The 13,574-nt window shown below is 67.2% G+C and carries 15 protein-coding genes and 2 pseudogenes; 4 read left to right on the forward strand and 13 right to left on the reverse strand.

Translation table 11 applies throughout. The features are described from left to right. Positions 1-102: 102 nt before the first annotated feature. Entirely contained in the window at positions 103-621 is a 519-nt protein-coding gene (locus tag BGO47_RS03960) for a gamma carbonic anhydrase family protein (protein ID WP_228178109.1), read from the forward strand. Positions 622-636: 15 nt separating this feature from the next. On the opposite strand, the gene BGO47_RS03965 is transcribed toward BGO47_RS03960, so the two are convergent. The 12 genes from BGO47_RS03965 to BGO47_RS04020 form a co-directional block, all read right to left on the reverse strand. Then, complete coding sequence (locus tag BGO47_RS03965; protein ID WP_195691666.1) at positions 637-1,332, reverse strand: alpha/beta fold hydrolase; 696 nt, start codon at positions 1,330-1,332, stop codon at positions 637-639. Then, positions 1,322-3,073 (reverse strand): allophanate hydrolase, encoded by a 1,752-nt coding sequence (gene atzF / locus BGO47_RS03970; RefSeq protein ID WP_228178232.1) that lies wholly within the window; start codon positions 3,071-3,073, stop codon positions 1,322-1,324. Before atzF ends, BGO47_RS03965 begins: the two co-directional genes overlap by 11 nt. Before the next feature lie 11 nt (positions 3,074-3,084). Further along, entirely contained in the window at positions 3,085-3,789 is a 705-nt protein-coding gene (locus BGO47_RS03975) for an isochorismatase family cysteine hydrolase (RefSeq protein WP_228178108.1), read from the reverse strand. Next, positions 3,786-4,805, reverse strand: coding sequence for a ring-opening amidohydrolase (locus BGO47_RS03980; RefSeq protein WP_195691667.1), 1,020 nt, complete (start codon positions 4,803-4,805; stop codon positions 3,786-3,788). The genes BGO47_RS03975 and BGO47_RS03980 overlap by 4 nt, the downstream gene beginning before the upstream one ends. Continuing rightward, positions 4,805-5,530, reverse strand: a complete 726-nt coding sequence (locus tag BGO47_RS03985; RefSeq protein ID WP_195691668.1) for an isochorismatase family cysteine hydrolase — start codon at positions 5,528-5,530, stop codon at positions 4,805-4,807. Before BGO47_RS03985 ends, BGO47_RS03980 begins: the two co-directional genes overlap by 1 nt. 79 nt (positions 5,531-5,609) lie before the next feature. After that, positions 5,610-6,251: a GntR family transcriptional regulator gene (locus BGO47_RS03990; protein ID WP_195691669.1), complete on the reverse strand. Its 642-nt coding sequence runs from the start codon at positions 6,249-6,251 to the stop codon at positions 5,610-5,612. Between the two features lie 49 nt (positions 6,252-6,300). Further along, a complete protein-coding gene (locus BGO47_RS03995; protein WP_228178107.1) occupies positions 6,301-7,116 on the reverse strand; it encodes an ABC transporter ATP-binding protein in 816 nt (271 codons plus the stop codon). Further along, positions 7,113-8,525, reverse strand: a complete 1,413-nt coding sequence (locus BGO47_RS04000; RefSeq protein WP_195691670.1) for an amidohydrolase — start codon at positions 8,523-8,525, stop codon at positions 7,113-7,115. Before BGO47_RS04000 ends, BGO47_RS03995 begins: the two co-directional genes overlap by 4 nt. Beyond that, positions 8,522-9,550, reverse strand: a complete 1,029-nt coding sequence (add, locus tag BGO47_RS04005) for an adenosine deaminase (RefSeq protein WP_228178106.1) — start codon at positions 9,548-9,550, stop codon at positions 8,522-8,524. Before add ends, BGO47_RS04000 begins: the two co-directional genes overlap by 4 nt. Before the next feature lie 2 nt (positions 9,551-9,552). Beyond that, positions 9,553-10,344 carry an ABC transporter permease subunit gene (locus BGO47_RS04010; protein WP_195691672.1) on the reverse strand — a complete coding sequence of 264 codons (792 nt, stop codon included), beginning with the start codon at positions 10,342-10,344 and terminating at the stop codon, positions 9,553-9,555. After that, positions 10,341-11,123, reverse strand: a complete 783-nt coding sequence (locus tag BGO47_RS04015; RefSeq protein ID WP_195691673.1) for an ABC transporter permease subunit — start codon at positions 11,121-11,123, stop codon at positions 10,341-10,343. The genes BGO47_RS04010 and BGO47_RS04015 overlap by 4 nt, the downstream gene beginning before the upstream one ends. After that, entirely contained in the window at positions 11,120-12,166 is a 1,047-nt protein-coding gene (locus BGO47_RS04020; RefSeq protein WP_195691674.1) for an ABC transporter substrate-binding protein, read from the reverse strand. Before BGO47_RS04020 ends, BGO47_RS04015 begins: the two co-directional genes overlap by 4 nt. A gap of 114 nt (positions 12,167-12,280) precedes the next feature. Between BGO47_RS04020 and BGO47_RS04025 the strand changes: the two genes are divergently transcribed. From BGO47_RS04025 to BGO47_RS04035, 3 genes and pseudogenes are all read left to right on the forward strand, one after another. Further along, on the forward strand, positions 12,281-12,664 hold the full coding sequence (locus tag BGO47_RS04025) for a histidine phosphatase family protein (RefSeq protein WP_267189647.1): 384 nt from the start codon (positions 12,281-12,283) through the stop codon (positions 12,662-12,664). 47 nt (positions 12,665-12,711) lie between these two features. Further along, positions 12,712-12,858, forward strand: a pseudogene (locus tag BGO47_RS04030) (histidine phosphatase family protein); the annotation flags it as partial. Between the two features lie 132 nt (positions 12,859-12,990). Next, a pseudogene (locus tag BGO47_RS04035) lies at positions 12,991-13,165 on the forward strand (gamma carbonic anhydrase family protein); the annotation flags it as partial. Here BGO47_RS04035 and BGO47_RS04040 read toward each other — a convergent pair. Further along, complete coding sequence (locus BGO47_RS04040) at positions 13,162-13,479, reverse strand: hypothetical protein (protein ID WP_195691675.1); 318 nt, start codon at positions 13,477-13,479, stop codon at positions 13,162-13,164. The pseudogene BGO47_RS04035 and the gene BGO47_RS04040 sit on opposite strands and share 4 nt — an antisense overlap. Positions 13,480-13,574 lie beyond the last annotated feature (95 nt).

The raw sequence follows: 13,574 nt of genomic DNA on the forward strand, positions 1-13,574 counted from the left end.
CACTTCTACAATCACCACAGGCCCCACACTGCGATCGGGAAGCTCCCGCCCATCAGCCGGATCTCAAACAACCTGCCTGGGCAGTACAGCTAGGCTGGCGGAATGCCGGTCATCCTCCCCTTCGACGGGCACGAGCCCGACATCTCCGCCGACGCCTGGGTCGCCCCGAACGCGTCCGTGATCGGCAAGGTGCGCATCGCTGCAGATGCCAACGTCTGGTTCGGCGCGGTGCTGCGCGGCGACATCGACGAGATCGTGCTCGGCGAACGCAGCAACCTCCAAGACAACGCGGTGATCCACACCGAGGCGGGCAACCCGACGATCATCGGCGCCGACGTCAGCATCGGCCACGCCGCCGTCGTGCACGGCTGCGTCGTCGAAGACGGATGCCTCATCGGCATGAACGCGACCGTGCTGAACGGCGCCGTCATCGGCGCGAACTCGCTCGTCGCCGCGGGGGCGGTGGTGCTCGAGGGAACCGTCGTTCCGCCGCGATCGCTCGTCGCGGGCATCCCCGGCAAGGTGCGGCGGGAGCTCACCGACGAGGAGGTCGCCGGGCTGCTCGGCAACTCCGCGCGCTATGTGCCGCGGTCGAAGATCTACCGCGCGGCCGAGGTCTAGAAGACCGCCGCGAGGTCACCACCAGAACCTCGCCCACCCCGAACCTCCGTCATCGATCCCCGGATGCCCGGGCGCATCCAATCCGGCGACCTCGCGCACCAGGGCGGCCAGCCTCGCGGGCTGCTCGTATGTGACGAAGTGCCGGGAGCCTTCGATGGTGCGAGTCTCGTAGCCCAGCCGCCGCAGCTCTCTCGCAACATGGTGCCTGGGCGCAGCCGACCGAGACCCCGTCGTGACCACGCATCGGGGTCCCCCGACCGGTCGACGTCGAGGCTGAAAGCTGCGGAACATGGCGATCTCCTTCGCCGTCGTCGCGTCGACGTCTCCGTGGTCATCGAGCAGGTCGACCGACCACCTCCTGCCATAGAGCGCCTTACCCACCGCTGTCGTCCCGCCACGGCGAAAGGCCTCGGCGGTCGGGGAGAGAAGGTCCGGCACCAGGTTCCCCGCCGCCGGCTCATGGAGGACGAATCCATGGCACGCGGCACCCATGCCCGCGAGCGCGAGACCGAGGGTTGCCCCGCCTGACATCCCCACGATGACCGCGCCCGCCGCATACTCGGCCAGCCACTCGATCTCGTCCTCCAACCGACCGGTCTTCGGGCGACGAAGCGCCCGGAGCTGTGGAATCAAGCGCTTCAGAGGATCCCAGACGGCAGGTGAGGCCGCGACCCCGTGAACCGCGAGGATCGGGACGTCGTCAGCTGGCATCGGCCGCCCTGTTGAGATCATCGGCCGCCGCGGCCATATACGAGCGCCACCCGCCGTACGCGGTGATGTCACGCGCTCCCTCGAGCGCCGTCGGATCGCAGACGAATCCGTGGACGGCGGTGCCGTCGTCGAGCTCGAGCGTGCCGATCGCCAACGGTGCACTCACACCGCGGAGAAAGGACCCGACGGTAGCAGTCGGAAGCCGATAGACCTCGACCTCGATACGAGCGCCTTCTCGTAGATCGGTCACCAGCCCGGGACGTCGCGGCTCGTCGCCGGGGAGCGCGTAGAGCCGGTACCGGGGTGCGGTCATCGTGCGCCGGCTCAGGAGCCCGCCGCGATCGGTGATTTGGTGATGAAGTCCGAACCCCTCGAGATGGGCGCCGACGACGGCGACCTCCATCAGCGAGTCCTGGTCGACCGCATCCGCGAGCGCCGACGCCAGCCCTGCGAGTTCCTGGTCGGCACCGGAAGGCCCATGAAGGGTGACACCGAAGGGGACGTGCGCCGCCGTACTCCCCGCCGGGACCGCGATGGCGCACATGTCGAGCAGGTTGGTAAAGGTCGTGTAGGTACCCAATTGCGCGTTGAGTTCGACGGGGTCAGCGCGCATCTGCTCGACCGTGTAGGTCTTCGTCACCGTGGGAGTGAGCAGAGCATCGACCGAACGGAGGATGTCATCCGCCTCCCGCCGCAACTCCCACACGCGGTGCATACTCGACCAGACCTGTGCGGCCGACATCGCACCGGCGCCCGCCAAGATCTGGCGCACGACCGGGTCGACGTCGTCTCGGTCCTCCTCGAGCGCGACCGAGACGGCGGTCGCGCGCTCAGCAAGCCACGCACCGCCATACAGGTGACGACCTGCCTCGAGAAGCGGGGTGTAGTCGATCTCAACCAGTTCGGCTCCGGCTCGGACGAGGTCGGCACGGACCCGACTCCACGCGTCCTCCTCGCCACGCTCGCCCCATCCGGCGACAACCTCAGGCACGCCCAGGCGGACTCCGGCGAGCGAGACCGAAGCAACCCGGGCGGAAGGAACCGGGAGCGGGCGCGACCAGGGGTCCTGATCATCGAAGCCGGCGATCACCTGAGCCACGATGGCTGCGTCGGCAACCGAGTTCGCCATCACCGAAACGCAATCGAGCGACCGGCACGCCGGCACGACACCGCGAGTGCTGACAAGGCCCACACTCGGCTTGAGACCGACGACCCCGTTCAACGCCGCGGGAACGCGCCCGGACCCCGCGGTATCGGTCGCCAGAGAAAACGCAACCAGGCCCGCCGCAACAGCTACCGCGGATCCTGATGACGACCCGCCGGAGATGAGGGAGCTATCGTGGGCCGAGGAGGGCGTCCCGTAAGGAGAACGGGTACCGTTCAGACCGGTAGCGAACTGGTCCAGGTTGGTCTTGCCGACGAGGATCGCGCCTGCCGCGATCAGGTCGCGAACCACGGGTGCCGACTGCTGGGGGCTGTAGGCGAAAGACGGGCACGCCGCCGTCGTCGCCCACCCCTCGACGTCCATGTTGTCTTTGACCGCGAAGGGGATGCCCCAGAGCGGAAGACGATCGCGATCGGCAGGATCGAGTGCTTCAGCATCTCGGACGAGTCGATCGGAGACCGAGATCCAGACTCCGTCACGTCCTCGCGCATCGATCGCAGCCAGAGTGCGCTCCGCCACATCGCGAGGTGTGCAGGTTCCCCGCCGGTACGCGGAGTGGAGGCGGGCGATCTCCATGCGAGGAGAGATCACCGCGCGGATCCCTTACCGAACGCGTCATCCAGCGCCGACGACTCCGCGACCGCACCGAAAACACCCCCCTGCATGGTGATCATCTTCAGCGCCGCCTCGTAGTTTCCGTGATCGGTGGCGCCTGTGCAGTCACTGAGCAGAAGGCACTCGTAGCCGCGATCGTTCGCCTCCCGCATCGTCGTGTGCACGCAGACGTCGGTTGTGATCCCCGTCAGAATCAGATGAGTGATCCCCCGAGTGCGCAAGATCACGTCGAGATCGGTTCCGTAGAACGCCCCCTTGCCAGGCTTGTCGATGACGATCTCGCCCACGAGAGGTGCCACTTCGGGCACAATCTGCCACCCGGGTTCCCCGCGTACGAGGATGCGTCCTCCCGGTCCTGACGACCCGATCTCGGCACCGATCTGCTGCGAGCGCCAGAGTTTGTTGGGCGGGCAGTCCGAGAGATCCGCCCGATGACCCTCGCGAGTATGGATCACCTGGAGGCCTGCCGCGCGAGCGGAACCGAGGATCCGCGCTGTGGGCGCGAGTCCGCGTCGGGTGAGTGTGAGGTCGTACCCCATGCGGTCGACGTAGCCACCGACCCCGCAGAAGTCCACCTGCCAGTCGATACACAGGAGCGCGGTCGACTGGGCGGAGAACGTTCCGTCGAACGGCCACGCGTACGGTGTGGCCGCTACCGGCCCGAATCTGCTCGTCATCGCCTCGTCTCACCTCCGCCCGTGGGTTCCTGCCACACCACCGTCACCGGACCTCCTCCAGGTGGCCCTTGGTTCTCGGCGCCTCCGGAGACGTAGATCGATGTGCGCCCGAACACCCCCGCTAGAAGGCCTCCTACGGCCGCGCGCGCGTGTCGTGTCGACGAGAGGTCGGTGTCGGTGAGCATCGTGTGCCGTAACCCTCGGATCCGCCCGTCCGGACTCGCCTCGGCCTTCGCGAAGACCTGCACGATGGTGCCGCCGGCGGCTCGGATGCGATCGCGGAGCGCGACGATCTCCTCCACGTCGATCGCGTCGTGCATGACCACCGTCTCAGCGTTCAGCTGTCCGCCGGGGTCGAGTCGAGACCCGAACGCCAGCACGAGGCACCGGTCGAGCTCGATACCGGCGGAAGCCGAAGCGACCGCCGACCAGACAGAAGGATCGCCTGCGAGGCCTTGGTCCGCTTCGACTCCGCCGATCTCTCCGCACGCGAGCGCGACGCCCAGCGAGCTAGCCGCTCGGGATCGCGCCATCGATAGGTAGGGATCATCCGTCACGGCCCCGCCTCTCGCTGACACGATCTGCTCGGTCGTCAGCAAAGGGCATTTCACGAGCACCATGTGGGCGTTGCGTGGATCAAAGCCTCCGTTGCGGCACGCTTCGAGCGTCGCCGCAGCGACCGCGTCGACCTGCTCTCGGCGCCCGAGCCCTTCGACAGATAACCGAGGGGTCTGCGCGAACCCCGCCGCAAGTCGCCCGTTGCCTGATGTCGAACCCTCCGAAACCACGGTGACATGCGGGCTGAGGACTCCCTCAGTGCCGCCCGACATGACGGTCAACGCCGGTTCCGAGAGCCCCTCGGTCCAGGCGCGAGTCGCGAGAGCCCGGCTGAAGTCGTTAACGCCGCCGTTCCCCTCCGTCTTTCCGATGACGGCAAGGACCCTTCGCCCGAACACCCTGTCGACCGGGGCGTCGTCGGGGGCAGCAACCGGCACGACCGTCAGATCGACATACATCAGCGCGTCCGGTCGTCGGCCGGGAGCGATTCCGCACCCAGCGCGGCGAGGACGGAGTCCGATGAAGCGACAGCCGCGAACAAGCCGCCCTGCATCGTGAGGATCTCGATCGTCTGCAAGTGCCGGGCGCGATCGGTCGCGGCCGTGCAATCCGACAGCACGAGTACCTCGAACCCGCGATCGTTGGCCTCCCTGATTGTGGTCGACACGCAGACATCGGTGGTCAACCCCGTAATCAGCAGATCGGTAATCCCCGCCATGCGCAGAATGTGCTCGAGGTCGGTGGCGTAGAACGCACCTTTGCCGGGCTTGTCGATGACCGTCTCACCCGCAAGCGGGGCCAACTCGGGGATGATCTCCCACCCAGCCTCGCCTCGAATCAGCACGCGTCCCAGAGGCCCGACGGACCCGATCTCGACCCCCTGACTGGCGGAACGCCACCTCTTGGTGTCGGGCAGATCAGAGAGATCGGGGCGGTGCCCTTCTCGCGTGTGGATCACCGTCAGCCCGAGTTCGCGCGCCCGCCCAAGCACTCTTTGGGTGGGTTCTATCGCCGCACGGGTCAGGCTGATGTCATAGCCCAGCGAATCAATGAATCCACCGCTGCCGCAGAAGTCGACCTGCCAGTCGATGCAGAGCAGAGCCGTGCGCGTGAGATCGAGTTGACCGTGCCACGGCCAGGCATAGGGATCCGCCTGGATCGCCTGCGGTGTTGTCGTGGTCACTATGACTCCCTTGCTCACCTCGATCGTATACGACCTACCGGAGAGGGCCGGCGTCGGAGTGTTACCGCCGTGTTAAACCTCAGCGACGGATGAGCTCGTCGAAGAACGCAAGGTCGCCGAGGACGTGCTCGCGCATGAGATGAGCCGCGGCCTCCTCGCCGCCGAGAATCGACGCGCAGATGTCGCGATGCTCATCCCACGACCCGGCAGCGCGCGCAGCCAGCTCCGCTCCGAATATCCAACTGAGGCGGCTGCGCAGCGTCCTCAGCATCTCGACGAGTTCTCGATTTCCGGAAGCAATCGCCACCGTGTCGTGGAATCGCTCCACCAGCTCCGAATGGCGCTCGGGTTCGGTCACCGGGTCGAGGGTGCTGCCCTCTTCTGTAAGAGATCGAAGTTCGCGTGCCATCGCCCCTCCGTGGGCAGCCGCGGCAAGCCGCGCCGCCATCGCCTCGAGTTCGGCGCGGATCGCGATGAGCTCGCGGGTGCCCGATGACTCGGGCTGGGCGACTATTGCACCCTTGTATTTGCGCAACTCGAGAAAGCGCTGCTGCTCCAGCACCTGAAAGGCCTCGCGCACGGGTACTCGGGAGACGTCGAAATCGGAAGCAATCTCCTCCTCGCGAAGCCGGCTGCCGGGAACGTACGAGCCATCGATGATCCGTCCCCGGATCGCGGCGGCAATCACGTCGCGCAGGGGAAGCCCAGCACGAGAAGCCATGCTCCTCACTCTAGGGACCAACCCCGCCAGATGCCGAGTTCCGGTCGCCTCAGCTGGATGCTCCCCCGCTTGCGGACGATTCCGCCTCCGTCGCGTCCAGTCGCGCGTTCAGCCCGTCGACGATGCGATGCAAGCGATCATCCCGCAGCAGATCCGGCTCACGGGGTCGCTCGAACCCCACTTCGACGACATCGGCGACCTGCGCCGGTCTGGCGCTCAGCACGACGACTCGGTCGGCGAGGAACACCGCCTCCTCGACGCTGTGCGTGACGAGGAGCGTCGTGATGCGCAACCGCGTCCACACCGCCTGCAGCTCCACATTGAGTCGTCGTCGCGTCACCGCGTCGAGCGCTCCGAACGGCTCGTCCAGAAGCAGAACGGAGGGATCCAGAGCCAGAGCCCGCGCGATCGAGACTCGTTGACGCATCCCGCCGGAAAGCTGGGACGGGCGCGCATCGGCGAAGCCCCGGAGTCCGACCAAGTCGATCAGATCATCTACCTGGTGCCGATCGACGTCACGGCCCGCGACTCGGAAAGGGAGCTCAATGTTCTTGCGCACCGTCAACCACGGCAGCAGTGCGTGGTCCTGGAACGCGACACCCAGGCGATGATCGCGCGCGAGGACTCGCGGATGCTCACCGGCGATCGTCACGGACCCCGAAGTCGGCTCGTCAAGTCCGGCAATCATCCGCAAGATCGTCGACTTCCCCGAGCCCGACGGGCCGATGAGCGCGACGAACTCCCCCTCGGCGATCTCCAGGTCTACCCGCTTGATCGCCTGGACCGACGCTCCGCGCTTCAGCCGGAACGACTTCGAGACCGCCTCGACCCGCACGCTGCGCCCGAGAGGCGCGCCGGCGTTCATCGGCCCACCTGGAGTCGTGCGCGGTCCGCGATGCCGCGGGAACGCTCCGAGGCCTCCCGCACCAGGGCCGCGAGGTCGCCGTCAGCGCCAAGGAAGGTAGGAACGCCGCGTTCGACGACGACCCGACCGTCGACTATCACGGTACGTACCGCGACCGTGGGTTGCAAGAATACGAGCGCCGCGTACAAGTCGGCCGCGGGCGTCATCCGCGGCTCCTCCAGATCAAGGATGACGAGGTCGGCGCGCTTGCCGACCTCGATCGATCCGATCAGGTCATCCATACCCAGAACCCGCGCTCCCTCGATCGTTGCCATTTCCACGACCCGCTGCGGACTGATCGCCCCCGGGTCACGACTCACCGCGCGGTGCAGGAGCGCCAGGAGCTTCATCGAACCGAAGAGATCGACCGCATCCGAGCAGTTCGCATCGTCCGTGCCGATCCCCATCGGGATGCCCGCCCGGAGCATTCGCGGAACCGGCGCGACCCCGGCGCCTAGAAAGGCGTTGCTCGCCGGCTGCGTCGATACCCGGGTGCCCGATTCTGCGAGCAACCGGATCTCACGATCGGAGACGTCGATGCAGTGCGCCGCGAGCAACCTCTCATCGAGCGCACCGACGCTGTCGAGATACTCGACCGCGCCCATCATGTGCTGCACGCGCTCCCGCTCGTCCTCGGCGACGTGCATCGTCCACATGGTTCCGCGCTCGCGCGCGATCTGTCGGCTCCGCTGCAGGGCGCGTCGGGAGACGATTCCGGGGATCGCCGGCGACGGCCACACTCGGATCCGACCCTCACCGGCCCTGTCGTACCTCCGCACGATCTCATCGAGGTCGGCCAAGACGCGATCGGTGTCGACGAAGATGTCGCTGTCCGGAACGTCCGGGGCCTTCGCACGGACCGCGCCGAGATAATCCTCGAAACCCGGCGCAGGCTGGTCGGCGAACATGCGAGCGTATACAGCGCGGATGCCGCTCTCGACGAGGGCCTCGACAGTGCTCGCCGCGGTGGAGACCATGGAACGCGTTCCAGCATCCTCGTTGTCAACGATCGTCGTCACACCGTTCATCAACGCCTCCGTCGCGAACAGCAAGGTCGCGCACCGGATGTCGTCGTTCTCGTACACGCTCAGGCCCGGGTACAGCACGTTGTAGAGCCACTCGTAGAGTGGCCGATCGTGGGAGTAGCCGCCGCGAAGCAGGATCTGCGGCACATGGGTGTGCGCGTTCACGAGTCCCGGGATCACCGCGCGCCCCGCCGCCTCGATCACCCGCGAGCCGACGGGAATCTCGACGTTCGATCCCACTGCGACGATCTCGCCGTCCTCGACCAACACGGTCGCCCGCTCGAGGTCGCGGCGCTCATCGTCCATCGTCAGCACTCGCGCGTCAACGATCGCCACCGCGCTCATGCCCGCGCCTCCTCGCCGGCTGCCACCGCATCGAGCTCCGCGAGCAGCGCGCTACGACGGTCATCGTCGCAGAAGGCCGACTCGATCGATGTTCGCGCGATGGCGAGAAGGTCATCGCGCTGCCAGCCGAACGCCCGCGCGGTCGCGGCGTACTCCTGGTCGAGAATCGATCCCAGGGCAGTGCCGTCGTCGGTGTTGAGGCTGATCCGCACCCCGGCTTGCCGCAACTCCTCGACTGGATGCGCGGCCCGGCTCTCGGTAAATCCAAGAGCGACGTTCGACCCCGGGCAGATGCCGAGCGGGATGCCTCGGTCGGCGATCTCGGCGACCAGCGCCGGTTCCTCGATCGCGCGGAAGCCGTGATCGATACGATCGGCCATCAGGAGGTCGATCGCATCGCGGACACCCTCGGGACCACTGGACTCCCCTGCGTGAACGGTCCGGTAAATGCCACGGGATGCCGCGCGGCGGAAAGTGTCGGCGAACCTTGCGGACACACGCCCGGCAACCGCTTCGTCGCCGTCGATCGACAGGGCGACCACCCGCGGATGGTCCCGCTCCAGCATCCAATCCAGCAGTTCATCGGCCTCAGCGGCGGATTGCTGGCGCAACAAGCTCAGGCACAGGCCAGTCGACGGGAGTCCGTCCTGTTCCGCCTCTCGCCATCCGGCGTCGAGGGCGTCGACGAGTCCCGCGATATTTCCGCGCCAGGCCTCCCAGTGGGTCGGGTTGATGATCACGTCGGTGTAGCGGATGCCGCTGGCCGCCTGCCTCTGGGCGAACCGATAGGCGACGGATGCCGCGTCGTCGGCGGTCCTGACCAGCGACGCACCCCAGTCGAGGAACTGGAGAAATTCGGTGAGTCCGTCGAAATCGAAGAGCTGCTCGGCCGGTCGGCGAAGGGGCACCCCGTACTTGCCGGCCAGTCGCATCAGCTCCTCCCGGTCGATGCATCCGTCCAGGTGCACGTGGACCTCGGCTTTGGGTACCGTCCGTACCCAAGCCTCGTCGATGTTGTCGTTCACGATCATCCCTTCCCATTACTGCCGTCGTGATAAGCCGCTTCGAGCCACCGCGTCACGGCCGAAGCCAGCCCGAAGAATGCGAGAGAGAGCACTGTGGCGACGATGGCGGCACCCCAGGATCGCGACATGTCGTAGGAGACCCGCGACACCACGAAGAGCTGCCCGAGACCCGACGACCCGACGACGAACTCGGCGAGCAGCACCCCGACCACCGACCCGACCGCAGAGAGCCGGAACGCCTCCAAGAGCGAAGGGACCGCGGCCGGGAGATCGAGCCGCCGGAACCTCGTCCATCTCGAGGCTCCCAGCACCGTCAGCAGGTCCTGCTTGCTGCGCGAGGCGGAGGCCAGACCGCGCGACACCAGGACGAACGCTGGAAAATACGCGACCAGTGTGGCGACGACCAGCACGGTCGGCGTTCCGTAACCGACAATCCGCGCGAAGATCGGAACCATCGCCACCATGGGAACAGCGCGGACGATCAGCACCGCGGGCCGCACCGCCGCACGCACGACTCCTGAGAGATGGGCCGCGATGGCGAGTCCGATGCCAAGCAGTTGTCCCAGGACGAGACCCGTCGCGGCCAGCCCGGCGCTCACCGTGAGGTCGGGAAGATACGCATCCGGATGTCCGACCAGGTCGGCGAGAACACTCGCCGGGGAGGGCATGACGACCCGGTTGACCTGCCCGATCACGACCCACAGCGCCCACGCGGCGACGATCGCCACGACCGCCACGTTGTCCCAGGCGAACCGGGCGACCGCTCGCCCGATAGCCGTCACGCGCGCGTTCACAGCCCGAACCTCGCCGCGCTCCGCCGGGCGAGTGACGCAGCGCCGCCGTAGACGATGCTGGCGGGCACTGCGGTCAGGACCCCCGCCGCCCACAGCAACGGGATGTCGTAGTTCTGCATCGAGTTGATCAGCAGGGGCCCGATGCCCCGGGCGGAGCCGAACCACTCGCCGATCACCGCCCCCAACAGGGCCGCGGGAATCGCCAGCTGAAGAGCCGCGAACACCGCTGGGAGCGCCGCGGGCGCTTCCAGCTGCGCGAGCACCGCGATCCGCCGGGCACCCAGTACGGCAAACAGGTCCTCCTGCGCCGCCCGTCGGGTCCACAGCGCGGAGCAGATGACGACAAAGGCAGCGAAGTAGGCCGCTGTCGCCGCCAGCGCCGCGGGCACGACGGCGCGGGGCAGAAGGACCATGAGCAGCGGGCCGAGGGCGACGACCGGAACCGCCTCGACGAGAACCGCGAAGCGCTCCGCCGGGCGACGCGTGACCGGCATCAGGCGGGAGAGCACCGCGGTCGCCACCGCGGCGCTGATTCCGATCACGCCGCCGAGAAGCCCCTCCTGGACGGTCACCCCGAGCGCCCCCCACAACCTCGGCGCACGCGCGGGATCGACGATCACCCACAACACGTCGGTGAGGGGTGGCCAGGAGGTGGAGAGGACCCCGGTCCGGCCGATGATCTCCCACGCCGAGGCGAAGAGGAGCACGCCGATCACGATCTCGATGGTCTTTCGGGACCGCGTCGCCGTGCCGACCGGACCGAGGTCCTGCACAGTCATCGGAGCAGGGTTGCCGATCCGCCGAAGACCTCGTCGAGCAGCGATTCGTCAACGTAAGTCGCGACATCAGGAAGATCGGTCATGCCCGCAGCCCGCAGGATCGGGTACATCTTCTGCTCGATGTCCTCCGCCGAGATCCGCAACAGACCCGACTCCGCGGTGAGATCGCTCGTCGTCATCGGGATCTGATTGATGTTCTCCTTGATCTGCTGGCTCAGCGAGAGTCCCAGGTCGGCTCCCCACACGTCGACCGCGAGCTGCGCGGCCACTTCGGGGTCGTCGGCGTTCTTCTCCCAGCCCTTCACGGTAGCCCGCAACCAGGCGACAACCAGGTCGCGGTTCTCTTCCAGGTAGGTGCGGTCGACGAAGATCATGTTGGAGTAGACATCCAGACCCAGGTCCTGCCACGACACGCTGGTGTAGTCCACACCCTGCTCTTCGAGGATGAGTCCCTGGTTGGTGGCGAAGGCGGTGATCCCGTCGACGTCTCCGTTCACGAGCGCTTGCACGTCGTAGCCGATCGGCACGAACTCGTAATCCGGCTCTAGCCCGTTGATGGTGAAGATGGCATCCAGTTCACGCTGCTGCCCCTGGGGGCTTCCGATGCGCTTGCCGATCATGTCCTCGACCGAGTTGATCGGGTTCTCGGAGAGCGACAGGATTGCCAATGGGCTCTCCTGGTAGACAGCACCGACGAGCACCACGTCGGCTCCCTCCGACACGGCGTCGATGAACGAGGTGAAGTTCGTATCGAGTCCGATCGGTGCGTCACCGGATGCGACGATCTGAACGGTGTTGGAGACGTTGGGGCCGCCCGGCAGCCATTCGGCGACGATGCCCTCCTCCGCGTAGTAGCCCTCGCTCTCGGCGATCCACATTCCGGCGAACTCCACGTTGGTGACCCAGTTCAGCTGTGTCGCCACGACCGGAAGGGACTCTTCCTCGGTCGATGGCTCCGCCGCACAACCGGCGATCGTCAGCATCCCCACCATGGTCGCACCCGCCCAGGCGAGACGCCTATCGCGGTGGCTTGAAGTCTTCATAAGCCTCTCAATTCTCGCGGCAATCATGACGCGATCTCTCGCGTTTTGTATACGATCCATGCTCGCTGGCTGTCGTTGCGCGGGCATGGCCTGAACATTTCCAGCGTGTAAAAGATGCTGCGCCGCCCGCAGGGGCGGGTCACCGGCGCCGTTCCCGGCACTGAAGCGTTCGGCGAGCACCCCGAAGTCAGGCGGTCGCTGCGATCCTCAGGATCACAACGCCGACGATCGACGACCCCCGCGATCCGGGAATTCGCGCGGCGATACCTGGGCGTGCTGCCGTGGCGCCTCGCCCACCGGGCGCGGTTCCTCCTGCTGGTGGCGCCCGTGAGGCTCGTCGTCGTGGGCTCCGGGGCGGTCTGGACCCGTGGTCGGCGTGATCGGTGCCTTCACGTCATGATCGTCGCGTTCATCCGGCATTGTCAGGCCGACTGGAACGCCGAGGGACTCATCCAGGGATCGAGCGACATCCGGCTCAACAACACCGGACACCGATAGGTGGCGGATACCCCGATGACCCTGCGCTCACTGCCGTGGATGCGGTCGTGAACTTCCCGCTCCTGCGCGCCCGCGAGACGGCCCGCATCATCGCGGAAGGGCTGAACACCCCGTTCGGCACCGCGTATCCGAAGCTCGCCGAACGCGACTACGGCGAGCTGGAGGGCACCTCGGCCGCCGCCGCGATCGCGCGCTGGCCCGACCGGGAGTATCCGGGCGCAGCGTCGCTCGACTCCGTCGCTGTGCACGGGGTCGTGGCCCTGACCCGCATCGCCACCGACTTCCCGGCAAGGCGGTGCTCGTGGTCTGCCACGGCACGCGAGGTGGTGGTGCTCGAGGGGCACGATCGTGCCGCCGCAGTCGCTCGTCGCGGGCATCCCGGGCAAGGTGCGCCGCGAGCTCACTGACGAGGAGGTCGCGGGGTTGCTCGGCAACTCCGCGCGCTATGTGCCGCGGTCGAAGGTGTACAAGGCGGCGGAGGGTCAGGACGCCGCGGGTTAGGACACCGCCGCGATCCGCAGGATCACGACGCCGACGACCGGCACCAGCGCGACGACCAGCGCCAGGATCGCGATGCCGCGCGCGAGACCGCGCACGAGGCAGACGATCGAGATCACCAGCGCCGCCAGCACGAGCGCGGCTCCGGCGAGGAACAGCACGATGAATCCACCCGCTCCGCTGCCGCTGCCGTCGAGGGCGGCGGGAACCCCGAGCACGAAGCCGGCGTACATGGCGGCGGTGCCAAGCACGGCGAGCAGGAGGGCGATGCCGGCAGGGACGCGGGTGGGGCTGACGTAGACGTCGCTGTCACTCATGGCGACCACCCTAGGTGTAGCGACCCGTGAGGTTGTGAAGGCGGCAGGTGGGGGTGTGGCCTCCGAGGGCGGTGTGGGGTCGTCGGTGATTGTAT

This window comes from Microbacterium sp. 67-17, assembly GCF_001898325.1.
Lineage (GTDB): Bacteria > Actinomycetota > Actinomycetes > Actinomycetales > Microbacteriaceae > Microbacterium > Microbacterium schleiferi.

Coding starts and splice junctions, on each gene's coding strand:
- BGO47_RS04000 (WP_195691670.1), bottom strand. CDS start 8,525: ATGAGCGCGGTGGCGATCGTTGACGCGCGAGTGCTGACGATGGACGAT.
- BGO47_RS04015 (WP_195691673.1), bottom strand. CDS start 11,123: ATGACTGTGCAGGACCTCGGTCCGGTCGGCACGGCGACGCGGTCCCGA.
- BGO47_RS04040 (WP_195691675.1), bottom strand. CDS start 13,479: ATGAGTGACAGCGACGTCTACGTCAGCCCCACCCGCGTCCCTGCCGGC.
- BGO47_RS04020 (WP_195691674.1), bottom strand. CDS start 12,166: ATGAAGACTTCAAGCCACCGCGATAGGCGTCTCGCCTGGGCGGGTGCG.
- atzF (WP_228178232.1), bottom strand. CDS start 3,073: ATGGAGATCGCCCGCCTCCACTCCGCGTACCGGCGGGGAACCTGCACA.
- BGO47_RS03975 (WP_228178108.1), bottom strand. CDS start 3,789: ATGACGAGCAGATTCGGGCCGGTAGCGGCCACACCGTACGCGTGGCCG.
- BGO47_RS03960 (WP_228178109.1), top strand. CDS start 103: ATGCCGGTCATCCTCCCCTTCGACGGGCACGAGCCCGACATCTCCGCC.
- BGO47_RS03995 (WP_228178107.1), bottom strand. CDS start 7,116: ATGAACGCCGGCGCGCCTCTCGGGCGCAGCGTGCGGGTCGAGGCGGTC.
- BGO47_RS03990 (WP_195691669.1), bottom strand. CDS start 6,251: ATGGCTTCTCGTGCTGGGCTTCCCCTGCGCGACGTGATTGCCGCCGCG.
- BGO47_RS03980 (WP_195691667.1), bottom strand. CDS start 4,805: ATGTATGTCGATCTGACGGTCGTGCCGGTTGCTGCCCCCGACGACGCC.
- BGO47_RS03965 (WP_195691666.1), bottom strand. CDS start 1,332: ATGCCAGCTGACGACGTCCCGATCCTCGCGGTTCACGGGGTCGCGGCC.
- BGO47_RS04025 (WP_267189647.1), top strand. CDS start 12,281: ATGCTGCGCCGCCCGCAGGGGCGGGTCACCGGCGCCGTTCCCGGCACT.